The organism is Kitasatospora sp. NPDC001132 (assembly GCF_053598415.1).
The window spans coordinates 19610-42938 of the sequence record NZ_JBSFKF010000050.1; the positions used below are offsets into that span (position 1 = coordinate 19610).

Below are 23329 nucleotides of genomic sequence, written 5' to 3' on the forward strand. Positions count from 1 at the left end.
AGCCCCATGCGCATCGTGGCACTGGCAGGCGGAATCGGCGGAGCGCGCTTCCTGCGCGGGCTCCGCGCGGCAGTCGGACCGCAGGACGAGATCACCGTCATCGGCAACACCGGCGACGACATCCACCTCTACGGCCTCAAGGTCTGCCCCGACCTCGACACCGTGATGTACACCCTCGGCGGCGGCATCAACGAGGAGCAGGGCTGGGGCCGGACGGACGAGACCTGGTCCATCAAGGCCGAGATGAAGGAGTACGGCGTCGGCCCCGAGTGGTTCGGGCTCGGCGACCGGGACTTCGCCACCCACCTCGTGCGCAGCCAGATGCTCACCGCCGGGTACAGCCTCAGCCAGGTCACCGAGGCGCTGTGCGTGCGCTGGAAGCCGGGCGTGCGGCTGCTGCCGATGAGCGACGACCGGGTCGAGACCCACGTGCGGATCACCGACGAGCAGGGCACCCGGGCGATCCACTTCCAGGAGTACTGGGTCAAGCTGCACGCCGCGGTGGACGCCGAGGCGATCGTCGCGGTCGGCGCGGACACCGCCAAGCCCGCGCCCGGCGTGCTGGAGGCGATCGCCGAGGCGGACGTCATCCTCTTCCCGCCCTCCAACCCGGTGGTCTCGATCGGCACCATCCTCGCCGTCCCCGGCATCCGGGAGGCCGTCGCCGCCGCGCCCGCCCCGGTGGTCGGGCTCTCCCCGATCGTCGGCGGGGCGCCGGTGCGCGGCATGGCCGACAAGGTGCTCGCGGCGGTCGGCGTCGAGGCCACCGCGGACGCGGTCGCACTCCACTACGGCTCCGCCCTGATCGACGGATGGCTGGTGGACACCGTGGACCGGGCCTCGGTGGCCGCCGTCGAGGCCGGCGGGATCGCCTGCCGGGCCGTCCCGCTGCTGATGACCGACGTCGAGGCCACCGCCGAGATGGCGCGCGCCGCGCTGGCCCTGGCGGAGCAGGTGCGCAAGTGACGCTGGAGATCCTCGGAGTCGACGGCATCCCGGAGGTCACGGCCGGGGCGGACCTGGGCGAGCTCATCGCCAAGGCGGGGACGTACCAGGACGGCGACATCCTGCTGGTCACCTCGAAGATCGTCAGCAAGGCCGAGGGCCGGCTGCTGCACGCCGCCGACCGGGAGGCCGCGATCGACGCCGAGAGCGTCCGGCTGGTCGCCCGGCGCGGGCCGATCCGGATCGTGGAGAACCGCAACGGCTTCGTCATGGCCGCCGCCGGCGTCGACGCCTCCAACACCGCCCCCGGCACCGTGCTGCTGCTGCCCGAGGACCCGGACGCCTCCGCGAGGGCGCTGCGGGCCCGGCTCCAACAGCTCACCGGCCGCCGGCTCGCCGTCCTCCTCACCGACACCTTCGGACGGCCCTGGCGCGACGGGCTGACCGACGTCGCGATCGGCGCCGCCGGGCTCGGCGTCCTGGACGACCACCGGGGGCGCGTCGACGGCCACGGCAACACGCTGGAGTCGACCGTCGTCGCGACGGCCGACGAACTCGCCGCCGCCGCCGACCTGGTGAAGGGCAAGACGACCGGCGTCCCGGTGGCGGTGGTGCGCGGACTCGGACACCTCGTCACCGCCGAGGACGGCGAGGGCGTCCGGCCGCTGGTGCGGCCCTCCGCGGACGACATGTTCCGGCTCGGCACCTCCGAGGCGCTGCGCCAGGCCGTCACCCTGCGGCGCACCGTCCGCTCCTTCACGGCGGAGCCGGTCGACCCGGGCGCCGTCCGGCGGGCCGTCGCCGCCGCCGTCACCGCGCCCGCCCCGCACCACACCACACCGTGGCGGTTCGTGCTGCTGGAGTCGGCGGACACCCGGGTGCGGCTGCTCGACGCGATGCTCGCCGCCTGGCAGCGCGACCTGCGCGAGCTCGACGGCTGGGACGAGGAGCGGATCGCCCGGCGCACCGCCCGCGGCGACGTCCTGCGCGACGCCCCGTACCTGGTGGTGCCCTGCCTGGTGACGGACGGCTCGCACGATTACCCCGACCGGCGCCGGGCCACCGCCGAACGGGAGATGTTCACCGTCTCGGCCGGCGCCGCCGTGCAGAACCTGCTCGTCGCGCTCACCGGCGAGGGCTACGGCTCCGCCTGGGTCTCGTCCACGATGTTCTGCCGCGACACCGTACGAGCGGCCCTGGACCTCCCGGACGACTGGGACCCGATGGGCGCCATCGCCGTCGGCCGCCCCGCCGAACCCCCGAAGCCCCGCCCGGAGCGCAGTGCCGACGCCTTCATCGAGGTGCGGTAGGGCCGGTCGCGGCGGAAGCGGACCGGCTCAGCGGCGGCGGTGGTCGTTGGGGGCCAGGCGGGGGCCGTAGCGGGGGGCCCGGGCGCCGGCGGCCAGCAGGAGGCGGCAGAGCCGGTGGCGCTGGGGGCGGTAGGGCTCCAGCAGGGCGAGCATCTGGGCGTCGTCGCTGCGGGGGCGGCCGGCCAGGGCCCAGCCGACCAGGTTGGGCAGGTGGAAGTCCCCGACCGAGACCGCGTCCGGGTCGCCGTTGCTGCGCTGCAGCGTCTCGGCGGCCGTCCAGACCCCGATGCCGGGGACGGCGGTGAGACGGGCGAAGGCCTCCTCGTGGCCCATCGCCGAGGACTCCTCCAGCCGCGGCGCCAGCCGGACCGCGCGGATGACCGTCGCGGAGCGCTTCGGGTCCACGCCCGCCCGGTGCCACTCCCAGCTCGGCACCAGCGCCCACTCGCGGGCCGACGGCGCCACCCACATGCCCTCGGCCGGGCCCGGCGCCGGGGTGCCGAAGTCCCGCAGCAGGGTGCGCCAGGCGCGGTAGGCCTCGTCGGTGGTGACCTTCTGCTCCAGGATCGCCGGTATCAGCGACTCCAGCACCAGCCCCGTCCTGGTCAGCCGGACCCCGGCGGTACGGCGCTGGGCGTCCCGCAGCGGACCGGGCGGCAGGACCAGCGACTCCGGGGCGTCCTCCGCGCCGAGCAGGGCGGGGAGGCGGTCGAGGAGCCAGTCCGCGCCCGGACCCCACGCGCTCGCCTCGACCTCGCCGGCGGCCGGACGCGGCAGCACCCGCAGGGTGCCGACACCGGCCGGGGTGCGGGAGGCGCGCCAGACGGCGCCGTCGCCGGTGCTGCGGTACGCCGGGTCGGCGGGGCCTCGGCGCAGCGGGAGCAGGGTGCGGGCGACGTCCAGCGGGAAGCCCGGGCGCCAGCGCCGTACTGCCTCCACCGTCGCCTCCTGTGTCGCCTCCTGGTGTAGCCCCCGGATATGAACGATACGCGCGGGGTCGGACAGGCCCGGAGGGGGCGCCGGACGGGCGCCGCGCGGCACGAGGCTCCCGCGCCCCGGGCGGGACGCGGGAAGCGGAGGGGGACGGGTAGAGCGGCGGGTCAGGGGGCCTGGAGCCGGGCCCCGGCCGCGCGCAGGGCGGGCAGGCGGGCGTAGAGGGCGTCGCCGGGGCACTCGGTGGCGACGCCGTCGCGGTGGCCGGAGATGGCGTCGAACTCGACGACGGTGCCCAGGGGGTAGCGGCTGGCGCTGGAGCCCGAGGTGAGCTTGGTGCGGCCGTCGGTGGCGCGGCCGGTGAGGCCGAGCTTCCAGGCGGAGATGGCGGCGAGGCCGTCGAGGAGGGGCTGGGGCGGCTGGTCGTCGACATAGGTGCCGATCGCGGCGACGCCGGAGGTGTCGGTGTTGAAGCCGAGGGTGTGGGCGCCGTGGACGGGCTGCTCCACGCCGCCGGCCCGGCCCTCGTAGACGGTGCCGCAGCGGTCGACCAGGAAGTTGTAGCCGATGTCCCGCCAGCCGTTGGTCTTCACGTGGTACTGGTAGATCGCCCGGATCATTTGGGGCGCGTCGGCGCAGTCGTAGGCGGTGGCGGTGGCGGTGTGGTGGATGAACACCGCGCGGACCGGGCCGGTGTAGTCGAAGTCCTTCCCGCGCAGTGACTCGTCTGCGCCCCAGCCGGCCCGGGTGACGATCGCCGGGCGCGGGGCCTGGCCGGTGAGGAGCACGCTGGGCGGCCCGACGGAGGACCCCACGGGCGGCTCCGCGGGCAGGGTCCGTACGGCGGCGGAGGCGGCGCCTGGCCCCGGGTCGACCAGGTCGACCCGCAGCCCGGGCGGCACTCCGGCGGGCCCGGGCCGCAGTTCGACCGCGACGCCGTCGCTGCGGCCGGTCCAGAGCGGGGCGGTGGCGCCGTGCGCCGGGTGGTCGGGGCCGTCCCCGGCGTCGGCCTCCAGCCGGTGCCAGTCGCTCCAGCGGCCGGTGGCCGCGTCCCGGGTGCGGACCCGGGCCACCGCGCCGGCGAGCGCGTCGGCCGGGCCGTCCCAGCCCAGGCCGAGGAGGTCGAACGGCGGGGTGCCGCGCGGGGCGAGTCCGGCCCCGTCGGGCAGCGGGAGCGTGGTGGTCGAGCCGCCGCCGGGGAAGTCGTGGCGTTGCGGGGCGGGCGAGGAGGGCGAGGGGGCCGCGGTGGCGGCGGGTTGGAGGAGGAGGGCGGCGGTGCAGCCGGCGAGCAGGGCGGCCGGTAGTGAAAGGCGCATGAAACGGATCGTCGCCGCAAAACGGACCGCCCGCCACGCCGCTGCGCGCCCGTTCGGCCGCCCCTCCCTGCCTCCCACCCGAAGGCCGTAGGCTGGGGCGCACCATGACTGCGCCTTTCGCTGCCGATGCCCGCACCCCCGTCGAGCTGCTGCACGCATTCCTGCGCGGCGGCACCCCTTCGGTCGATCCCGCGGCCCCGCTGGTCACCTTCTACGACGACGCCACCGGCGAGCGGGTGGAGCTGTCCGCCCGCACCTTCGACAACTGGGTGGCCAAGACCGCCAACCTCCTCCAGGACGAGCTGAACGCCGGTCCCGGCGACCGGGCGGCGCTGCTGCTGCCCGCCCACTGGCAGAGCGCCGTGTGGCTGCTGGCCTGCTGGTCCGTCGGGGTGACGGCGGTGCCTGGCGGCGACCCTGCCGCCGCCGACCTGGTGGTCAGCGGCCCGGACGGGCTGGAGGTCGCCCAGGCGTGCGAGGGCGAGCGGGTCGCGCTCGCCCTGCGCCCGCTCGGCGGCCGCTTCCCGCAGCGTCCGGACGGCTTCCTCGACTACGCCGCCGAGGTGCCCGGCCAGGGCGACCGCTTCGCGCCGTACTCCCCCGTCGCCCCGGACGCGCCGGCCCTGGAGACCGCCGTGGACGGACTGCCGCTGAAGCTGACGGGCGAGCAGACCGTGGCACTGGCCAGGGAGGGCGCGGTCCGGCTCGGTCTGAAGCCCGGTGACCGGGTCCTGTCCACCCTGTCCTTCGACGACTGGGCCGGTCTGGAGGCCGGTCTGCTGGCGCCGCTGGCGGCCGGCGCCTCGGTGGTGCTGTGCCGCAACTCGCAGGGGCTGGACGCCGGGCAGTGGGAGAAGCGGACCGAATCCGAACGGGTGACACTGCGCCTCGGCTAACCCCCGGGCCGGGCCTGGCGGGTAGGGATCGCTGCCATGGCCGAGGACGACACCGAGCACCCCCCGACCGCCACTCCCCCGACGGACGGCCCCGCGCAGGAGAGCCGGTCGACGGACGCCCCTCCGGACGGAACGAAACGCCCGCGCAAGCGCCGGCGGTGGCTGATGATCACCGCCGGCGCCGTCGCGTTCCTGCTGGTCGCCACCGGGGCGCTGATCTGGATCGCCTACCGCAAGCTGGACGGCAACATCCGCACCGACTCGGCCACCGACCGGCTGCTCGCCAAGCTGGAGGCCGAGCGGCCGAGTCGCACCGCCGGGGCGCGGGGCGCCGAGAACATCCTGCTGATCGGCAGCGACGACCGGTCCGGCGCGAACGGCTCGTACGGCGGCGAGGCCGGCAGCCAGCGCTCGGACACCACGATCCTGCTGCACCTGGCCGCCGACCGGAAGCACGCGACGGCGGTCTCCGTCCCGCGCGACGTCATGGTCAGCGTGCCCGCCTGCGAGAAGCCGGACGGCACAAGCAGCCGACCGGCGCTGATGCAGTTCAACCAGGCCTTCGAGACGGGAGGTCCGGCCTGTTCGATCCGGGCGGTCGAACAGCTGAGCGGCATCCGGATCGACCACTACGTCATCCTCGACTTCAGCGGCTTCAAGACGATGGTGGACTCGATCGGCGGGGTCGAGGTGTGCGTGCCGCAGCCGATCCACGACAAGGACGCCAGGCTCGACCTGCCCGCCGGCCGGCAGGTGTTGCACGGCGAGCAGGCGCTCGGCTACGTCCGGGTCCGGGAGAGCCTGGGCGACGGCAGCGACACCCAACGCATGGGCCGCCAGCAGCAGTTCCTGGCCTCGCTGATCCGCAAGGCGCAGTCGCAGGGCGTGCTGCTGAACCCGGCGAAGCTGTGGCCGGTGCTGAACGCCGCCACCTCCTCCGTCCGGGCGGACGGCGGGCTGTCCTCGCTCGGCGCGCTGTACGACCTCACCCAGGACCTGCGCGGTGTCCCCTCGGCGAACGTGGTCTTCCTGACCGCGCCGCGACGCCCGTACCACTACGACTCGGACCGGGACGAGTTCGTGCAGCCGCAGACCGGCCAGCTGTTCGCGGTGCTGCGGGACGACCGGCAGGTCGCCGTACGGCCGCCCGCGTCCGTGTCCTCGCCGGGCCCGGCCGCGGGGACGGGCCCCACCCCGGCGCCGGGGCAGGGAGCGGGCACCGGGACGAACCCGACGGCCGGCGCGGCGGCGCTGGCGGACACGTCACCCTCGGCGAGCGCCGCTCCCACCTTCGAGGGACGCACCGCCGACGTGGACGCCTGCGCCCCGCACTGAGCCCGGCACCCGGGACCGGCGCGCCCGCCGATCGGGATGCTTCCGCAATTGCTCGGCCGCGAGCGGTATTTGGCTCCGCACTGCCGGAACGTGGCGGAGATCACACCGGGAACGACTCCTCCGTTCGGCTCGTCTAGTGTGTCCGGATCGGCCCGTCCGCGCGGGCGGTCCGTAGCCGTGACCGGTCGAAGGTAGGGAACCCCGTGCACGAGGAGCAACCGGAAGCCGGACGGTACCGGGTGGAGCCGCCCCCCGGCGTCCCCCGGCAGCGCCTCCGGGCCGCCGAGGCACCGACCGCACCGACCGCACCGACCACGGAGGGCCGCCGGGACAGCCGGCGGCGGGCGGCGGCGCTCGCCAGGCGCAGCCGGCGCCGACGGGCGCTCAAGTGGACGGCCGGGGCGGGCGCCCTGGTGATGGTGGCGGGCTGCGGCGGGGCGTACTACCTGTACCGGCACTTCAACGACAACCTGACCTCGGTCAAGGTCCAGCTGGGCGACGAGTCCGAGCGCCCGGCGGCGGCCGGGGACGCGCTGAACGTCCTGGTGATCGGCACGGACAGCCGGGAAGGCCTCGGCCGGGAGTACGGCGACGAGGGCAGCACCGGGCACGCCGACACCACGCTGCTGTTCCACATCGCCAAGGACCGCTCCAACGCGACGGTGGTCAGCCTCCCGCGCGACCTGATGGTGCCGATCCCGGAGTGCCAGAACGCCCAGGGGAAGAAGATCCCGGGCTCGACCCGGACCGAGTTCAACAACAGCCTCGGCCAGGAGGGGCGCGACGCGGGCTGCACCTGGAAGACCGTCGAGAAGATCACCGGCGTCCGGGTCGACCACTTCGTGCAGGTCAACTTCGAGGCGGTGAAGACCCTCTCCACCGCCGTCGGCGGGGTCGAGGTCTGCGCGGCCAAGGACATCAACGACTCCGGCTCCCACCTCAAGATGACCAAGGGCCGGCACGTGGTCCAGGGCGACGAGGCGCTGGCCTTCGTCCGCACCCGGCACGCGGTCGGCCAGGGCGGCGACCTCACCCGGATCCCGCTCCAGCAGCAGTTCATCAGCTCGATGATCCGCAAGATCAAGAGCGACGACACCCTGACCAGCCCGAGCAAGCTCTACAAGCTCGCGGACGCCGCCACCAAGGCGCTCACCGTGGACTCAGGCATCGGCAGCGTGGACAAGCTCAAGGACCTCGCGCTGGACATCAGCAAGGTGGACACCAAGAACATCACCTTCACCACCGCGCCCGTCCTGGACGACCCCAAGGACAGCGACCGGGTGATCCTCAAGCAGCCGGACGCCGGGCAGCTGTTCGCGATGATCGCGGGCGACCGCTCGCTGACCGGGGCCGCCGCGCCGCCCGCCCCCGAGGCCCCGGCCACCGACGCCGCGTCGCCCGCGCCGCAGGCCCCGGCCGCCACCGCGCCGGCCACCACGCCGGCCGCCGCCCCGGCCCTGCCCGCCAAGCTCGTCCAGCTGACGGTGCGCAACGGTAGCGGCACGCGCGGGCAGTCCGGGCCGACCGTGGAGAAGCTCCGGGCGAAGGGCTACGACAAGGCCGCGGTGGGCAGCGACGCACCGCCCGCCGACACCACGACGGTGTCCTACCCGTCCGGCCGGGAGGCCGAGGCCCAGGCCCTGGCCGCGGCCCTCGGCCTGCCCGGCGACGCCGTCCGGCCGGCCGAGAAGGCGGACCCGAAGGGCGGGCTGCTGCTGGTGCTCGGCAAGGACGTGCTGGCCGCCCCGACCGGCCCGGCGGCGGTGCCCACCGAGGCGCCCGAGGACCTCCAGCGGGTGCAGGCGGACGACACCGACGTCTGCGCCAAGTAGCCGCCGGAGTACGGGGGGTCCGTGCTGCTCCCGCTGCCGCTCCGCGGTCCGGGGACACGCCGGCCGCGCCCGGCTCGGTCCCGGCCCCGGCCGACCCGCCGTCGACTGCCGCCCTGCGCACCGGCGGCAGCGGGGCCGACGCCGGTCACGAGCGGGTGACGAAACGAATCAGCGGGTGTGCGGCTCGGCGGTGTGCGGGTCAGCCGGCCTTCGAGAGCACGTCCTTGGCGGACGGGCCGACGCTGGCGATCACTCTGCGGGCCAGCGAGCGCGGCGAGGTCAGGAAGCCGAAGCCCCAGCTGAGGTGCATGGTCGCGAGGGCCACCGGCAGCAGCGCCTTGGCCTTGAACGACAGGCCGCGGCCCTCGACCGCCGCGCCGCCGAGGATGCCCAGCAGGTAGGCGCCGGGCACCGCGAGGAAGGCCGGGTGGACGGCCGCGCCGAGCACCACCCCGAGGACGACCGCGGCCAGCGCGGCCGGAGGGGCGAGGTAGCGCATGTTGACCGAGCCGCGGTGGTAGCGGGTGACCACCCGGCGCCAGCGGCCGTAGTCCTTGTACTGCTTGGCCAGCGCCCGCACCGAGGGGCGGGGCCGGTACGTCACCTTGAGCTGCGGGGTGAACCAGACCAGCCCGCCGTCCTGGCGGATCCGGTAGTTCAGCTCCCAGTCCTGGGCGCGGATGAACTCCTCGTTGTAGCCGCCGAGCTTCTCCAGCACCTTGCGCCGGAACACCCCGAGGTAGACGGTGTCCGCCGGGCCGGCCAGGCCGCCGGTGTGGAAGGCCGCGTTCCCGACGCCGATCTTGGAGGTCATCGCGGCGGCGACCGCGTGCTCCCACTCGGTCTCGCCCTCGGCGTGCATGATGCCGCCGACGTTGGCCGCGTCCATCTCGCCGAGCAGCCGGACCGCCGTGGTGATGTAGCCCGGCGTGAGCAGGCCGTGACCGTCCACGCGCACGACTATCGGGTGCCGGGAGCCCCGGATCGCGGCGTTCAGCCCGGCCGGCGTCCGGCCGGTGGGGTTCGCCACCGTCCGCACCCGCGGGTCCTCCGCCACCAGCTCGGCCGCGATCTCCGCGGTGCGGTCGGTGGAGGGCCCCAGGGCGATCACCACCTCCATCGGGCCGGGGTACTCCTGGTCCAGGATGCGGCGGACCGCCGTGCGCAGGTGACGTTCCTCGTTGAGCACCGGCATGATCACGGAAACAGCCGGCAGCTCCTCAGCAGCCTTGGTGTTCATCGGGGCCAACCGTACCGGTGCGGACACGTCCCCGTCTTGTCCCGGTCAGGGCCTTCCGGGACGCCTCGCGGCGCGACACCGGCGCTGTGATCAAGAACACCGTACTCCCCCTCGGAGGCGGGCCGGAAGCGGTGTGGATCCGGTGTCGGTCCGGGGCGGGTTCAGAGTGCGTAGTGGGCGACGGTGAACACCGCGTAACCGGTCAGCGCGAGCCGGTTGACCAGGTGCTGGGGGCCGCCGAGGCGGTCCGGCAGGGCCTGCACCGGGCGCAGGTCGGGGCGGTGGGCGGCGGTGGCGACGGTCCTGGCCAGCGCCGCGGGGTCGTACCGGCCGCCGAAGAGCGCGGCCAGCCAGACCGTCGGGCGGTTGAAGAAGGAGAACTCCCGGCCGCCGCGCACCCGGATGGTGAGCAGGTCCCGGTGCACCGCCGCCGCGGTGATCTCCGCCCACCGGTAGCCGCGGGTGCGCAGCGCGGTGGCCACCCGCAGACCGTCGCGGTCGGCCACCAGCTGCCAGGAGAGCGCTTGGGCGCAGGCGAGGATCACCAGCGAGCCGATCCACAGCGGGCGCAGCAGCCCCTCCCACCAGCCGTCCTCGTCGAGCAGCACGACGGCGGCGGCGACCAGCAGCGCCGCCAGCGGCCCGGCCGCCGCCCGCAGCGGCAGCGGCATCTCCCACCGGCGGGCGGCGAGTGGCTCGGTGTCCGGACCGGGTTCGGGGGCGGCGGCGACGGTCTCGGCGGTCAGCGCGGCGACGGCGAGCTCGCGCTCGCGGTAGCGCCCGGAGCGCCGGCCGAGGCGCGGGGCCCGGGCGGCGGGGGCGACCACGGCCGCCACCCAGTGCGGGTCGCCGTCCAGCAGGCCGGGGCGGACGAGGAGCTGGTGGTCGGGGCCGTCGGGGCCGACGTAGAGCACGGCGGGCACGCTGCGCCCGGCGCGGGCCAGCCACTCGGCGGCCTCGGCCGGGGTCGCCCGGTCGAACAGCTCCTCGTACTCCTCCTCGTCCTCGTCGTGGTCGAGGACCGGGTCGGGGTAGTCGGCCTCCTCGTCCTCGGTCCCCCGGTGCTCGGGCACCCAGGCCGGGGACTCGCCGTCCGGGGCGGCGGCGCGGGCCCAGCGGTAGCGGTCGCGTTCGACCAGCCGCCAGAGCCCGGGGCCGTCCGGCGGGCCGTCCAGGGGCAGCACCAGCAGGTCGCCGCGGGCGTCGGCGCGCACCCGTACGGCGAGCGCGGGGGCGGCGCCGACGAAGGCGGGCCTGCTCCGGCGGGCGCTCGCCGCGGCGGCCGAGCCGAGCAGCGCCAGGCCGGGCAGGGCGATCAGGCCGCCGGCGGTCAGCTGGCCGGAGACCTCGTAGTCGTCGCCGAGGGCGCGCACCGACTCGTCGTTCACCAGCAGCGGGACGGGGTCGCCGGAGCGGGGGCGGTGCTGCCACCAGACGTCCAGGTCGGCGGTGCGCTCGGGGCCGCCGCCGGGCGGCTGGAAGCGGACGGTGAGCACGCCGTCCCGGCCGTCCCCGTCCACGGTGCCGGTCACCCGGGTGGCCAGGTCGGCGGCGGCGGTCTCCCGGGCCTGCGCCCAGAGGCCGTACACCGGGAAGGCCGCCGCGACCACCAGCAGCAGGACGCCGAGGGCGCGGCGCAGCACGGGTGGGCCGTCCGGTTGGACGGGCGAGGGCGCGCCGGCGGCCGCCCAGGGGTAGGGGACGGGCGGGGCCATCAGCTCGTCCAGCTGCTGGCGGGCGCGGCGGCGGCCGGCCTCGGCGCCGAGCAGGACGGCGGCGAGCAGCACGTGGACCAGCACCGCCGACCAGCGGGCGAGCGGGGTGACCAGACCCTCCGGGAGGTACCAGAGCAGGGCCAGGACGACCGGCGGGACGAGCACCCGGATCCTGGCCCTGGTGGCCAGCAGGACGATCTCGGCCAGCGCCGACCAGGCGGCCAGCCCCGAGCCCCAGGTGTCCCGGCAGATGTTCTGGGCGTTGCACCGGCCCACGTCCGGTTCCACCACGCTCGCCAGGATCACGAACCCGAGCGGCACCAGCGCGAGCCGGCGGCCGTCCAGCCGCCAGGCGGTCCGGGCGGCTCGCCAGCGGGCGGCGGCCGCGCCGGTGAGGGGCGCGGCGTTGGGGAGGGACGGGGCGTCCGAGGGGAACATCGGACGATCATCTCAGCACTCCGGAGAGCGGACGCCGCTCGGGCGGAACCGCCTTGCGGGGGCGAGAAAGGGGGGCGGGGAACGGCACCGGGGCCGGGTGCTGTCGCGCACCCGGCCCCGGTCCCCCGTGCCCCCGTTTCCCCCGTGGGCTCCCCCGTTTCCCCCGGTTTCCCCCGTGGGCGTCCCCGTCCCCCGTTCCCCCGTGGGACCGCCCCGTTTCCCCCGTGCTCCGGACCCGGCGCCCGCCGGCGCCGGGTCCGGGTCAGTCCGTCGCGATGGCCGCGAGGACGTTCATCCGTCCGGCCCGGAAGGCCGGGACGAGAGCGGCGAACAGGCCGATCAGCACCGAGGCGACCAGCGTGATCGCCACCGTGACGGTCGGGACGGAGAGCGTCCCGAGGCCCTGGTCCCGCAGCACCCGCTGGGCGGTGACGCCCCAGGCGAGGCCCAGCCCGGTGCCGAGGACCGCGCCGAACACCGCGATCACCACGGACTCCAGCCGGATCATCCGGCGCAGCTGGCGGCGGGAGAGCCCGATCGCCCGCAGCAGGCCGATCTCGCGGGTCCGCTCGACCACCGACAGCGCCAGGGTGTTGACCACGCCGAGCACCGCGACCGTGATGGACAGCGCGACCAGCCCGTAGATCAGGTACAGCAGGGTGTTGATCTGGGACTGGGCGAGCTCCTTGTAGCCGGCCCGGTCCTTGATGGTCAGCTGCGGGTACTCCTTGAGCCCGTCCTCCAGCGCGGCGAGCGTCTTCTCGACGTCGGCGCCGGAGGAGGCCTTGGCGAAGAAGGTCCACACCGGCGGCTGTTCGGCGGCCGGGACGGCCTTCTCCATGGTGTCCATGGCCACGAAGGAGCCGTCGCCGAACAGTTCGCCCTTGCCGAGGACCGCGCCGACCGGCAGCGCCTGGGTGCGGCCCTGGCCGTAGTCGACGGTGACCTGGTCGCCGACCTTCAGTCCGTGGTCCTTGGCGAAGGCGGCGCCGATCGCCAGCGAGCCGCGCTGGAGCGAGTCCACCGCGCCGGAGTCGACGGTCGGCCGGAAGTCGGTGCCGAAGAAGGCGGGCGGCACCGCGGTCAGCTGGGTCTTCGCCTGCTGCCCGTCCGACAGCCGGACCTTCGCGGAGAAGAAGAACCGCTGGATGGTGATGTGGTCGATGCCCTGGGTCCGCTTGACCGCGTCCATCATCTCGGGGGTGACCGCGGTGCGGCCGCCGGAGACGATGTAGTCCGCGCCCACCGACTTGTCGATCTGCGCGCTGGTCGAGGTGACGGCCGAGGAGCTGAACACCGCGGAGGCGATCACCAGCGCCAGGCCGATCATCAGCGCGGCGGCGGTGGCGCCGGTGCGGCGCGGGTTGCGCATCGCGTTGCGCTGGGCGAGCCTGCCGGACGGGCCGAACAGCGCCGGCAGCAGCGCGCCGAGCACCCGGACGACGGCCGAGGCCAGCAGCGGGCCGAGCACCACGAAGCCGACCAGGGTGAGCACCACGCCGAGGCCCAGGTACCGGCCGCCGGTGGCGGCCTTCTCCGCCCCCGCGCCGAGCACCAGCACCGCGCCGCCGCCCGCCGTCAGCAGCAGGCCGAGGACGGTGCGGACCAGGTTGCCCCGGGACTCGGCCGGGGTGCCGTGGTCGCGCAGCGCGGCCATCGGCGAAATCCGGCTCGCCCGGCGGGCCGGGAGCCAGGCCGCGGCCAGGGTGACCACGATGCCCAGCGCGTACCCCGCGACGAACACGTCCGGCCCGATCTGCAGGTCGGCCGCCTCGAGGTCCATGCCGATCGCGGTCATCAGCTTGATCAGGCCGACCGCCACGCCCAGGCCGGCCGCGACCCCGAGGGTCGAGCCGAGCACGCCCAGGATCAGCGCCTCGACCAGCACCGAGCGGTTGACCTGCCGCCGGCTGCCGCCGATGGCGCGCAGCAGGCCGATCTCCCGGGTGCGCTGGGCGACCAGCATCGAGAAGGTGTTGACGATCAGGAAGGCGCCGACGATCGCCGAGACGAAGGCGAAGCCGAGCATCGCGTACTTCATGAAGCCGAGGCCCTTGCCGACCTGCTCGCTGCGGTCGGCCTTCTGCTCGGCCGCCGTCTTCACCTGGTAGCCGGTGCCGAGCCCGGCCAGCGCGTCCGCCTTGAGCCGGTCGTCGCCGCGGCTGCCGTCACCGTACGCCTCGACGGTGGTGAAGGCCTGCTCACCGAGCAGCGTGCGCTGGGCGGTCGGGGTGTCCAGGAAACCGAGCGCCGCGCCCGGGTTGGTGGTGGTGAAGGTGGCGATGCCGACGATGGTGAAGTCCTGCCGGCCGAGCGGGTTCTCGACCCTGAGGGTGGCGCCGAGGCCGAGCTTGGCCTTCTTCGCGGTGTCCGCGTCCAGCACCAGCTCGGTCGGGCCGCCCGGGGTGCGGCCCGAGGTGATCTTCACCGGGTTGCTCGGGGTGTCGATCCAGTTGCCGAGCAGGGTGGGCGCGCCGGTGGTCGGGCCGACCAGCTTGTTGGTGGCCGGGTTGATCAGGACGGCGTTCTCGACCAGGACCTGGCCGACCGCGCGCTTCACCCCGGGCAGCCCGGCGACCTGCTGTTCCAGCGCGACCGGGACGGTCGGCGGCTTGACGGCGGCCTGCTGCATCTCGTCGTCGGAGGGCTTGGGCGGCTGGACCGAGATGTCGGAGGCGGTCGCGGCGAAGAGCTTGTCGAAGGTGCCGGTGGCCGTGTTGGAGAAGACCAGGGTGCCGGAGACGAAGGCCACCGACAGCACGACGGCGATGAGCGAGAGCGCCATCCTGCCCTTGTGGGCGAAGAAGCTCCGCAGTGAGGTCTTGAGCAGCATGATGGTGTCGCCCCGCCGCTCAGCTGGTGCGCTTGCCGTCGAAACGGCGCATGCGCTCGAGGACGGAGTCGGCGGTGGGCGCGTACATCTCGTCCACGATCACGCCGTCGGCGAGGAAGAGCACGCGGTCCGCGTAGCCGGCGGCGACCGGGTCGTGGGTGACCATCACGATGGTCTGGCCCAGCTCGTCCACCGAGCGGCGCAGGAAGGTCAGCACCTCGGCGCCGGAGCGGGAGTCCAGGTTCCCGGTGGGCTCGTCGCCGAAGATGATCTCGGGGCGGGCGGCCAGCGCCCGGGCCACCGCGACGCGCTGCTGCTGGCCGCCGGAGAGCTGGGTCGGGCGGTGCTTGAGCCGGCCGGACAGGCCGACCGTCTCCACCACCTGGTCCAGCCAGGCCCGGTCGGGTCTGCGCCCGGCGATGTCCATCGGGAGCGTGATGTTCTCCAGCGCGTTCAGGGTCGGGAGCAGGTTGAACGCCTGGAAGATGAAGCCGATCTTGTCGCGCCGGAGCCTGGTGAGCTGCTTGTCCTTGAGGCCGGTGATCTCGGTGTCGCCGATCCAGATCCGTCCCGCGCTGACCGTGTCCAGGCCCGCCAGGCAGTGCATCAGGGTGGACTTGCCGGAGCCCGAGGGGCCCATGATCGCGGTGAACCGGCCGCGCTGGATGTCGACGTCGACCGCGTCGAGCGCGGTCACCCTGGTCTCGCCCGAGCCGTACGCCTTGGTGACCTGACGGGCCGACGCGGCGACGGCGGACGCTCCGCCGGGAAGCTGGGGGTCGTACACGGCTGCTGGTGCCGTCGTCACTGGAGTCTCCTCAGAAGATGCGCTCACCCGTTGGCCCCCAGCCTCGCGGGCCCGCCCGCCGCGCGACATGGCGCAGGCAGTAGTCCTCGACCGGGAGTTGGCACCACCCTCCCGGTGGAGCCGGCCACCGGACCCGGCATGGCCGGACCGCTTCCTGACGGGCGGGGATGCGAGAACCACGTTAGGAGTCGGCGCCGGACGGCTCGTCATCCGCCGGAATGACCCCTCCCAACCAAGGTTCTACGGGCCCCGGAGCGCATCCCCCTAGGGGTCGCCGCGGCCCGTCTCGGGGACGCCCCGTACGGGCCGCGGCGACGGGGCGTCAGCCCGCCAGCGCGGGTGCGGCCAGCCGCTCCAGGGCCGCGGCGAAGCCCGCCACGACCGGGGCCAGCAGCGCCTCGGTCTCGCGCTCCACCAGGGTCGTGCCGTCCTCCCGGGCGGTGATGTGGCGGTCGAGCACGAACCAGCCCTGGGTGATGTGGTCGGCGCCCATCGAGCTGAGCACCGGGCGCAGCGCGTAGTCCACCGCGAGGACGTGCGCGGGCGAGCCCCCGGTGGCGAGCGGCAGGACGGCCTTGCCGGCCAGCGCGTACTGCGGGAGCACGTCCAGCAGGGCCTTCAGCAGGCCCGAGTAGGCGGCCTTGTAGACGGGGGTGCCGATGACGACGCCGTCGGCGCGGGCGAACAGCTCGGTGACGGCGACGATGTCGGGGTGGTCGAAGTCGCCCGACAGCAGCGCGTGCGCGGGCAGGCTGCGGGCCTCGAAGGGGACGACCCGGTGGCCGCGCTCCGCCAGCTGCGCGTCGACGTGGCGCAGCAGGCGGGTGGTGCGGGAGGTGGCGGACGGGGAGCCGGAAACGGACAGGACGACGGCCATGGGTTCACCTCTGGCTGGAAGCGGGGCGGCGCGGGGCGGCAGGGCGTGGTGCGGTGGGGACCGCGCTGCGGCGGGGCCGGGACCGGGAGAAGCGGTGCCGGGGCGGCACCGGGGCCGCTACGTCGGCGGACGTGCGGGAAACGCGGACGTGCGGGGAACGCGGGCGCGCGGATCGTTACGGCGGGGCGCGCGTCAGCCGCGACAGAGCGAACAGGCCACACCGCGCCGCAGGTCGACGTGCCGCCGACGCGTGAGTGCCCAACGCTGATCCATGCCAGGAATGCAAACACGCCGTGTTCGAGCCGGTCAAGAAACGTTTCAGCAGCCGGAACGCCGGGTGTCCGGACGTTACAGCGGAACGATCCGGTACGTGCATCAAAACTGCTACAAGAGACCTGGCGGACCCCCCGGGGGGAGTCAGCCCGACCGGGGTCGGGCATCCTCGTCGGCATGAACACGTGGCAGGAGGGCCGCCCGGGGGGCGGCGGGAACCCGTACGGCGGCAACGGCGGACGCGGCGCGGGCGAACGGCCGCTGCCGCCCTCGCTGAACCCGCGCGGGCCCGGGGCGGCCGCGCCGCGACAGCCGGGGCAGCCCGGGCCGTCCCGACTCGGCGGGGTCCCTCCGCAGGGGGCCGGCGCCCCCGGTGGCCGTCCGGGCGAGCCCGGAGGCCACGGCGGTCCCGGTGGTTCCGGTGGTCCGGGTCGCCCCGGTCCGGGCGGTCCGGGCGGGGCCGGTCGTCCCGGCGGTCCTGGCGGGCCCGGCGGCAGCCGCCCGTCCGGTGCCCAGGCCCGGCGCTGGCCGCGGCGGCGGATCGTGAAGTGGTCGGTCTTCGGCCTGCTGATCGCCGTCATGGTGACCGCCGTCTCCACCTGGTTCTGGGCGGACTCCAAGCTCAACCACGAGAACGTGCTCGCCGACTACCCCGGCCGCCCGGCCGCGGGCAAGGGCACCAACTGGCTGATCGTCGGCTCCGACAGCCGCCAGGGCCTCACCGACGCCGAGCAGGACGACCTGCACACCGGCCACGACACCGAGGGCAAGCGCAGCGACTCGATGATGATCCTGCACATCGGGGACAACGGGAACACCCTGATGAGCATCCCGCGCGACTCCTGGGTGCCGATCCCCGAGCACCCCGGCAGCAACGGCAAGCCGGTCAAGGGCACCACCGCGAAGATCAACTCGGCCTTCGGCAACGGCGGCGGCCGACTGCTGGTCCAGACCGTCGAGCAGACCACCGGCCTGCGGATCGACCACTACGCCGAGATCGGCTTCGGCGGCTTCGTCGGCATCGTCGACTCGATCGGCGGCGTCGAGATGCACATCGACCAGGACGTCAAGGACAAGGACTCCGGCCTCGACCTGAAGGCGGGCGACCAGACCCTCAGCGGCAAGCAGGCCCTGGCCTTCGTCCGCCAGCGCCACCAGATGGCCGACCAGGACCTCGGCCGGATGCGCAACCAGCAGAAGTTCCTCGGTGCCCTGGCCCACCAGGCGGCCTCGCCCGGCAACCTGATGAACCCGTTCACCTTCTACCCGCTGGTCGACTCGGCGCTCGGCACCCTGATCGTCGACGAGGACTGCGGGCTGACCGACCTCGGCTCGCTCTTCCTCGCCATGAAGGACGTCAACGGCGGCGACGGCAGGTCGCTGACCGTGCCGATCGGCAACCCGGACTTCCGGACCAAGACCGGCGAGTCCGCCGTCCTGTGGGACACCAACAAGTCCAAGCAGCTCTTCGACGCCTTCAAGAACGACACCACGGTGCCTGAGTTCAAGTAGTCGGCCACCTCGTGTGACCGAGCCGCCACAATGGGTGGATGTCACTCGTCACCGCACTGATCCGCCACCGTCGCCACCGCCTCCTGGGCCGCCTGGTCCAGGAGGGGCTCGCGCTCTACGGGATGGAGGTGCCCGCCGCCTGCGAGATCGGGCCCGGGCTGCTCGTCTACCACCGCGGCTTCGGCACCGTGCTGCACCCGTACACCACCCTCGGCGCCGGCGTGACGCTCTACAACGGCGTGACCATCGGCCGGGCCGACCCGTGGGTGCCGCAGGAGAAGAGCGCGATGCGGCGGGTGGTGGTCGAGGACGGGGCGGTGCTGTGCGCGGGCGCCAAGGTGGTGTGCAAACAGGGCGTGCTGACCGTCGGCGCGGGCACCGTCGTCGGGGCCAACGCGGTGCTCACCCGCTCGACCGGGCCCGGGGAGATCTGGGCCGGCGCACCGGCCCGGAAGGTGGGGATGCGGGCGGGCGACTGGGGGCCGGCGCCGGTGCCGGCCCAGCCCGCCCCGAGCCCCTCCTGAGCGGGCCGGCGCCCTCCCGAGCGGACCCGATCAGACGAACGGCAGCAGGCCGGTGCCGCACTCCGGGAAGCGGACCAGCCACTCCCCCTCGCCGCCGGCCGCCTCGGTCGCGCCCGCGAAGCCGTAGTGGATCGGCTGCCCGTCACCGCTCAGCCACCTCGCGTGGGTCAGCTGCACCGACAGCGCGGCCGGGCGGAGCGGGGCGGTCACCCGGGCGGTCGGGGCCGGCTGCTCCAGCACCAGTTCGTGCTCGGTCTCGCCCGGCCGGAAGGTCACCACGGTCTCGGTGCCCGGGCGGCGCGGGAGGGCGCCCGCCGGGTCCGTCCAGTACGCGGCGACCATGACCGCGAGGGTGCCTTCCAGGCTGCCGGTGTCCGGGTGCACGTACTCCTCGTCCGCGACCCAGCGGGAATGGTGGCGGACCTCCTCCGGGCCCCACCGCTCGTCCCAGCGCACCCAGTAGCCCGCCACCCGCTTGACGGTCATGCCCTCGCGGACGACCCGGACGGCGAACCGCGCCGGGCCGACCGGCTCGCAGCCGACCAGGGAGACCACCGTCACCTGCTCGTAGGTCACCTCGCCGTCGTCGGCGCCCTGCTCCATCATCGGTCAACCACCTTGCCGCTGAGTCGAGTTCGGCCGCGGATGGAGCCGCGTCCGATTCGAGCGTAGGGCCCCGGCCAAGGACGGCCACCCGATTGCCCGGTTCCGGCCCGGAGAGCGGCGCTCCGGGCTACCCTGCCCACCGCACCGCGACCGGCCACGCCGGGGGCACGAGGCCGGGGCGCGGGCGGGTGCGCGGCCGGACACGAAACCGCCCCGGAGCGGGGCGCCGGAACTCTCCGACGTCCCGCTCCGGGGCGGTGCGTGCCAGGTGGCGGCGGTCGTTACTTGACGTCGCCGACCACGCCGGACTTGGCGATGGTGATCTTGGCCGAGGTGCGGCCGCTCTGCGAGCCGAGGCCCTCGATCTTCTTGACCAGGTCCATGCCCTCGACGACCTCGCCGAAGACGACGTGCTTGCCGTCCAGCCAGTCGGTGACGATGGTGGTGATGAAGAACTGCGAGCCGTTGGTGTTGCGGCCGGCGTTGGCCATCGACAGCAGGCCCGGGCGGTCGTGCTTGAGCTGGAAGTTCTCGTCCGCGAACTTCTCGCCGTAGATGCTCTTGCCGCCGGTGCCGTTGTGGTTGGTGAAGTCACCGCCCTGGAGCATGAAGGCCGGGATCACGCGGTGGAAGCCGGAGCCCTCGTAGCCGAAGCCGTTCTGGCCGGTGGCCAGCTCGCGGAAGTTCCGGGCGGTCTTGGGGACGACCTCGTCGAACAGCTTGAAGACGATCCGGCCGGCCGGCTCGTCGTTGATCGTGATGTCGAAGAAAACGTTGGAAGACATGCAGGCGATGATGGCACGATCACCTGCCCGGCGCGCGGCGCCCCCCGACCGGGCGGAGCCGGGCACGGCCTGGCCACCCGGTCGCGCGGCCCGGCTCCCGCGCCCCACCGGCCGGAGCCGCGGAGGCTAACATCATTGCCGGATCCAGGACTTGGCACGGCACGACGACCGGGACGGCGGGGTGGACGGCATGCGGATCGGCGAACTGGCCCGGCGGACGGGTGTGAGCGAGCGCTCGCTGCGGTACTACGAGCAGCAGGGCCTGCTGGCCGCCCGCCGCACCGAGGGCGGGCACCGGGAGTACCCGGAGGCCGCCGTCGACCGGGTGGTGCACATCCAGGAACTGTTCGCGGCCGGACTGCACAGCCGGACCATCCACAAGCTCCTCCCCTGCATGCGGGACTCCGACGGCGGCCCGAACGAGATCGCCACCCCGCTGCTGGTCGAGGAGCTCACCGCGCAGCGCGAGCGGATCGACCGGACGATCAACGACCTGCTGCGCTCCCGCGAGGTGCTGGACGAGGTGATCGCGACCGCCGCCGGGAGGCCGCCGACCGCCGCCGGGCAGCCGGCGGCCCCCTCCGAGGCCGCGTAGGAGCCCTCAGCCCTTCGGCTTGCGGGCCAGCACGTACGCCTGCGGGGTCGGCTCGTCCCCCTCCGGCTCGCGGACCGTGCGCGAGGTGACCTGCAGGCCGGCCTCCCGGGCCAGTTCCTCGACGCGCTCCGGCCGCAGCCGCCGGAAGTCCAGCGACACCGGGTGGCCGAAGGGGCGCTCCTGGCGCGAGGGCCGGTCGCCGACCTGGAAGGCGAGCATCAGGTGGCCGCCGGGGGCGAGCACCCGGGCGAACTCGGCGAACACCTCGGGCAGCCGCTCCGCCGGGGTGTGGATGATCGAGTACCAGGCCACCACCCCGGTCAACTCCCCGTCCCCGAAGGGGAGGTCGAACATCGAGCCGACGCTGAACGGCACCTCCGGGTGGGTCTCGCGGGCCAGCTCGACCATCCGCGGCGAGAGGTCGATCCCGTGCACGTCCACGCCGAGCCGGTGCAGCGGGCCGGTCATCCGGCCCGGGCCGCAGCCGAGTTCGGCCGCCTTGCCGTCCGGCCGCTCGGCGCGCACCAGGTCCGCGAAGAGCGCCAGCATCGCCCGGTCCATCGGCATGCGGTCCAGCGCGTCCCGGAAGAGGTCGGTGTACTCGGTGGCGACGGCGTCGTAGAACGCCCTGGTCTCGGTCAGGAAGTCCGGTTCGGTCATGCCGCGGGACCCTACCGGGCGGCCACCGCCCGTGGAACCGGCCCCGCCAACCGGCCGGAGGGGCACGGAAGTCGAGCGGGATCGGGGCCCACCCGGCGCACCCGCGGCCGTGCAGCCCCGACCACCCGCCGTACGGGGCCGTGGTGGACGAACCGCGCGGGCACGGCTGCGAGGCGCGCGCCCACGACCTCCACGCGGCGGCGCCGCTCAGCCGAGCGGCGGGAGGTCCCGCTCGGCGACGGCCTGGTCGCCGCTGGTCTCCCCGGTCGGCCGGAAGCCGAGGCGGGCGTAGAACTCCGCCGGGCCGTCCGGGCCGGGGTGGTAGGTGACCGTCGCCCGGGTGCCACCGCGGCGGCGGATCTCCGCGCAGACCTGCTCGACGGCGAAACGGCCGTAGCCGCCGCGCTGCCGCTCGGCGTCGACCAGCAGCCGCCACAGGCCGGAGCGGGGGAGGTCGCCGGGGCGGTCGGGGTGGAAGGTGATGTCGAAGAAGGCCATCACGAAGCCGACCGGCCGCCCGCCGTCCAGGATCAGCCGGGGCCAGGCCGTCTCCCCGTACGCGTACGCCTCCGCCAGCGACTTCACCACCGGCGCCACCAGGCCCTCCTGGCCGGGGCGGACCCGCAGCGCGAGGGCGGCGTCGATGTTCTCGGGGGTGATGGGAGCCAGGCTGAGCGCGGGCGGCGTGATCGGCATGGCGGGCAGCCTAGGGATCACGGCCGCCCGCCGTCGCGCGGTTTTCCGGGCGCCCCGCCGGGCGGGGCTACCGCCTGGGGCTACTGCCCGGCCGGGAAGTCGGTGCCTCGGCCGACCTCCGCCCAGGCCTCGGTCTCCCGCCGCGCCTCGTCGAGGGCGCCGAGGACGCCGTCCACCGCGTCGCCGCCGAGCGCGAGCCGCAGCGGGGTCCGCTCGGCGGCCAGCGCGGCCAGGATCGCCTCGGCGGCCTTCACCGGATCCCCGGCCTGCTTGCCGTCGGAGTCCGGCAGCCCGCTGCGGACCGGGCCGACGATCGGGTCGTACGCCTCGATCGGGGTGGAGTGGGCGAGCGCGTCGCCGCCCGCGAAGCCGGTGCGGAACGCGCCGGGCTCGACGATCAGCACCTTGACCCCGAAGCCGGCCACCTCCTTGGCCAGCGCCTCGGACAGCCCCTCCAGGGCGAACTTGGTGGCCGAGTAGGCGCCCACACCGGGGAAGCTGAAGCGGCCGCCCATGCTGCTCATCTGCACCACCGCGCCCGAGCCCTGGGCCCGCAGGTGCGGCAGCACGGCCCGGGTGAGGGCGGCCGGGCCGAAGAAGTGCAGCTCCATCAGGTCCCGCAGCTCGCGGTCGGTGGACTCCTCGACGGCGCCGATCAGCCCACGCCCGGCGTTGTTCACCAGGACGTCGATCCGGCCGTGCCGCCGGACGGTCTCCTCGACGACGACCGGGATCCGCTCCTGGTCGGTGACGTCCAGCCGGACCGGGAACAGCTTGCCGGGGTGCCGGGTGGCCGCCACCTCCAGCGTCTCGGGGCGCCGGACGGCCGCCACGACGGTGTCGCCGGCCGCCAGCGCGACCTTCGCGATCGCCCGGCCGAAGCCGGAGTTGGCGCCGGTGACCAGCCAGACCTTGCCGGCGGTGTCCTGCTCGGGAGTGCTGCCCATGATCGTCTATCACTCGCAATCGTCGCTTACGGCACATGAATTGACGATCATTTATGACACCGGCACGGGCGCCGCGTCCAGGACGGTTCGATGCCGGACGACATACGGCCCCCGACCGCGGACGGGCGGTCGGGGGCCGTCGGAGCAGGTCAGGGCACGGTTACGGGAGGTTGCGGGCCATCACGATCCGCTGGACCTGGTTGGTCCCCTCGTAGATCTGCGTGATCTTCGCGTCCCGCATCATCCGCTCCAC

Annotated in this window: 21 protein-coding genes; 8 read left to right on the forward strand and 13 right to left on the reverse strand. The window is 74.5% G+C overall.

Features of this window, described 5'->3' with window-relative positions; genetic code table 11:
* Window positions 1-6 precede the first annotated feature (6 nt).
* Both cofD and ACWDBE_RS36915 read left to right on the forward strand, forming a co-directional pair.
* On the forward strand, window positions 7-966 hold the full coding sequence (gene cofD, locus ACWDBE_RS36910; protein WP_449810155.1) for a 2-phospho-L-lactate transferase: 960 nt from the start codon (window positions 7-9) through the stop codon (window positions 964-966).
* The gene (locus ACWDBE_RS36915) at window positions 963-2255 is read left to right on the forward strand and encodes a coenzyme F420-0:L-glutamate ligase (protein WP_449810156.1); all 1293 of its coding nucleotides are present in this window, start codon (window positions 963-965) and stop codon (window positions 2253-2255) included. Before cofD ends, ACWDBE_RS36915 begins: the two co-directional genes overlap by 4 nt.
* 27 nt (window positions 2256-2282) lie before the next feature.
* Here the strand turns inward: ACWDBE_RS36915 and ACWDBE_RS36920 are convergent, their stop codons facing one another.
* Both ACWDBE_RS36920 and ACWDBE_RS36925 read right to left on the reverse strand, forming a co-directional pair.
* On the reverse strand, window positions 2283-3194 hold the full coding sequence (locus ACWDBE_RS36920; protein ID WP_449792942.1) for a DNA-3-methyladenine glycosylase family protein: 912 nt from the start codon (window positions 3192-3194) through the stop codon (window positions 2283-2285).
* 161 nt (window positions 3195-3355) lie between these two features.
* Window positions 3356-4504 carry a peptidoglycan recognition protein family protein gene (locus ACWDBE_RS36925; RefSeq protein WP_449792941.1) on the reverse strand — a complete coding sequence of 383 codons (1149 nt, stop codon included), beginning with the start codon at window positions 4502-4504 and terminating at the stop codon, window positions 3356-3358.
* A gap of 104 nt (window positions 4505-4608) precedes the next feature.
* Here ACWDBE_RS36925 and ACWDBE_RS36930 point away from each other — a divergent pair, with 104 nt between their 5' ends.
* The 3 genes from ACWDBE_RS36930 to ACWDBE_RS36940 all read left to right on the forward strand — a co-directional run bounded on the left by ACWDBE_RS36930 (window position 4609) and on the right by ACWDBE_RS36940 (window position 8567).
* Window positions 4609-5400, forward strand: a complete 792-nt coding sequence (locus tag ACWDBE_RS36930; RefSeq protein WP_449810157.1) for a TIGR03089 family protein — start codon at window positions 4609-4611, stop codon at window positions 5398-5400.
* A gap of 36 nt (window positions 5401-5436) precedes the next feature.
* On the forward strand, window positions 5437-6735 hold the full coding sequence (locus tag ACWDBE_RS36935) for an LCP family glycopolymer transferase (RefSeq protein ID WP_449810158.1): 1299 nt from the start codon (window positions 5437-5439) through the stop codon (window positions 6733-6735).
* Between the two features lie 203 nt (window positions 6736-6938).
* Entirely contained in the window at window positions 6939-8567 is a 1629-nt protein-coding gene (locus ACWDBE_RS36940) for an LCP family protein (protein ID WP_449810159.1), read from the forward strand.
* 199 nt (window positions 8568-8766) lie between these two features.
* On the opposite strand, the gene ACWDBE_RS36945 is transcribed toward ACWDBE_RS36940, so the two are convergent.
* The 5 genes from ACWDBE_RS36945 to ssuE all read right to left on the reverse strand — a co-directional run bounded on the left by ACWDBE_RS36945 (window position 8767) and on the right by ssuE (window position 16478).
* Complete coding sequence (locus tag ACWDBE_RS36945; protein ID WP_449792937.1) at window positions 8767-9807, reverse strand: glycosyltransferase family 2 protein; 1041 nt, start codon at window positions 9805-9807, stop codon at window positions 8767-8769.
* A 161-nt stretch (window positions 9808-9968) separates the two neighbouring features.
* Window positions 9969-11960, reverse strand: a complete 1992-nt coding sequence (locus ACWDBE_RS36950) for a hypothetical protein (protein ID WP_449810160.1) — start codon at window positions 11958-11960, stop codon at window positions 9969-9971.
* Window positions 11961-12222: 262 nt separating this feature from the next.
* A complete protein-coding gene (locus ACWDBE_RS36955; protein ID WP_449810166.1) occupies window positions 12223-14796 on the reverse strand; it encodes an ABC transporter permease in 2574 nt (857 codons plus the stop codon).
* 16 nt (window positions 14797-14812) lie between these two features.
* Window positions 14813-15601, reverse strand: coding sequence for an ABC transporter ATP-binding protein (locus tag ACWDBE_RS36960; RefSeq protein ID WP_449792934.1), 789 nt, complete (start codon window positions 15599-15601; stop codon window positions 14813-14815).
* A gap of 322 nt (window positions 15602-15923) precedes the next feature.
* A complete protein-coding gene (gene ssuE / locus ACWDBE_RS36965) occupies window positions 15924-16478 on the reverse strand; it encodes an NADPH-dependent FMN reductase (protein ID WP_449792933.1) in 555 nt (184 codons plus the stop codon).
* A gap of 816 nt (window positions 16479-17294) precedes the next feature.
* Here ssuE and ACWDBE_RS36970 point away from each other — a divergent pair.
* Together ACWDBE_RS36970 and ACWDBE_RS36975 are read left to right on the forward strand one after the other, a co-directional pair.
* The gene (locus ACWDBE_RS36970; RefSeq protein ID WP_449810161.1) at window positions 17295-18263 is read left to right on the forward strand and encodes an LCP family protein; all 969 of its coding nucleotides are present in this window, start codon (window positions 17295-17297) and stop codon (window positions 18261-18263) included.
* Window positions 18264-18301: 38 nt separating this feature from the next.
* Window positions 18302-18787, forward strand: coding sequence for a hypothetical protein (locus ACWDBE_RS36975; protein WP_449810162.1), 486 nt, complete (start codon window positions 18302-18304; stop codon window positions 18785-18787).
* A 30-nt stretch (window positions 18788-18817) separates the two neighbouring features.
* Here ACWDBE_RS36975 and ACWDBE_RS36980 read toward each other — a convergent pair whose 3' ends face one another.
* A complete protein-coding gene (locus ACWDBE_RS36980; protein WP_449810163.1) occupies window positions 18818-19393 on the reverse strand; it encodes a hypothetical protein in 576 nt (191 codons plus the stop codon).
* 281 nt (window positions 19394-19674) lie between these two features.
* On the reverse strand, window positions 19675-20178 hold the full coding sequence (locus ACWDBE_RS36985) for a peptidylprolyl isomerase (RefSeq protein WP_449792929.1): 504 nt from the start codon (window positions 20176-20178) through the stop codon (window positions 19675-19677).
* Between the two features lie 190 nt (window positions 20179-20368).
* Between ACWDBE_RS36985 and ACWDBE_RS36990 the strand changes: the two genes are divergently transcribed.
* Entirely contained in the window at window positions 20369-20773 is a 405-nt protein-coding gene (locus tag ACWDBE_RS36990) for a MerR family transcriptional regulator (protein WP_449810167.1), read from the forward strand.
* A gap of 6 nt (window positions 20774-20779) precedes the next feature.
* Here the strand turns inward: ACWDBE_RS36990 and ACWDBE_RS36995 are convergent, their stop codons facing one another.
* The 4 genes from ACWDBE_RS36995 to ACWDBE_RS37010 form a co-directional block, all read right to left on the reverse strand.
* Window positions 20780-21433: a class I SAM-dependent DNA methyltransferase gene (locus ACWDBE_RS36995; RefSeq protein WP_449810164.1), complete on the reverse strand. Its 654-nt coding sequence runs from the start codon at window positions 21431-21433 to the stop codon at window positions 20780-20782.
* Between the two features lie 207 nt (window positions 21434-21640).
* On the reverse strand, window positions 21641-22129 hold the full coding sequence (locus ACWDBE_RS37000; protein WP_449792927.1) for a GNAT family N-acetyltransferase: 489 nt from the start codon (window positions 22127-22129) through the stop codon (window positions 21641-21643).
* A gap of 80 nt (window positions 22130-22209) precedes the next feature.
* Window positions 22210-23076, reverse strand: a complete 867-nt coding sequence (locus ACWDBE_RS37005; RefSeq protein WP_449810165.1) for an oxidoreductase — start codon at window positions 23074-23076, stop codon at window positions 22210-22212.
* Between the two features lie 160 nt (window positions 23077-23236).
* Window positions 23237-23329 (reverse strand): acyl-CoA dehydrogenase family protein (locus tag ACWDBE_RS37010; RefSeq protein ID WP_132919430.1); only part of this gene is annotated, 93 nt, incomplete at its 5' end.

Coding starts and splice junctions, on each gene's coding strand:
- cofD (WP_449810155.1), top strand. CDS start 7: ATGCGCATCGTGGCACTGGCAGGCGGAATCGGCGGAGCGCGCTTCCTG.
- ACWDBE_RS36925 (WP_449792941.1), bottom strand. CDS start 4,504: ATGCGCCTTTCACTACCGGCCGCCCTGCTCGCCGGCTGCACCGCCGCC.
- ACWDBE_RS36930 (WP_449810157.1), top strand. CDS start 4,609: ATGACTGCGCCTTTCGCTGCCGATGCCCGCACCCCCGTCGAGCTGCTG.
- ACWDBE_RS36935 (WP_449810158.1), top strand. CDS start 5,437: ATGGCCGAGGACGACACCGAGCACCCCCCGACCGCCACTCCCCCGACG.
- ACWDBE_RS36945 (WP_449792937.1), bottom strand. CDS start 9,807: ATGAACACCAAGGCTGCTGAGGAGCTGCCGGCTGTTTCCGTGATCATG.
- ACWDBE_RS36950 (WP_449810160.1), bottom strand. CDS start 11,960: ATGTTCCCCTCGGACGCCCCGTCCCTCCCCAACGCCGCGCCCCTCACC.
- ssuE (WP_449792933.1), bottom strand. CDS start 16,478: ATGGCCGTCGTCCTGTCCGTTTCCGGCTCCCCGTCCGCCACCTCCCGC.
- ACWDBE_RS36975 (WP_449810162.1), top strand. CDS start 18,302: ATGTCACTCGTCACCGCACTGATCCGCCACCGTCGCCACCGCCTCCTG.
- ACWDBE_RS36980 (WP_449810163.1), bottom strand. CDS start 19,393: ATGATGGAGCAGGGCGCCGACGACGGCGAGGTGACCTACGAGCAGGTG.
- ACWDBE_RS36985 (WP_449792929.1), bottom strand. CDS start 20,178: ATGTCTTCCAACGTTTTCTTCGACATCACGATCAACGACGAGCCGGCC.
- ACWDBE_RS36990 (WP_449810167.1), top strand. CDS start 20,369: ATGCGGATCGGCGAACTGGCCCGGCGGACGGGTGTGAGCGAGCGCTCG.
- ACWDBE_RS36995 (WP_449810164.1), bottom strand. CDS start 21,433: ATGACCGAACCGGACTTCCTGACCGAGACCAGGGCGTTCTACGACGCC.
- ACWDBE_RS37000 (WP_449792927.1), bottom strand. CDS start 22,129: ATGCCGATCACGCCGCCCGCGCTCAGCCTGGCTCCCATCACCCCCGAG.
- ACWDBE_RS37005 (WP_449810165.1), bottom strand. CDS start 23,076: ATGGGCAGCACTCCCGAGCAGGACACCGCCGGCAAGGTCTGGCTGGTC.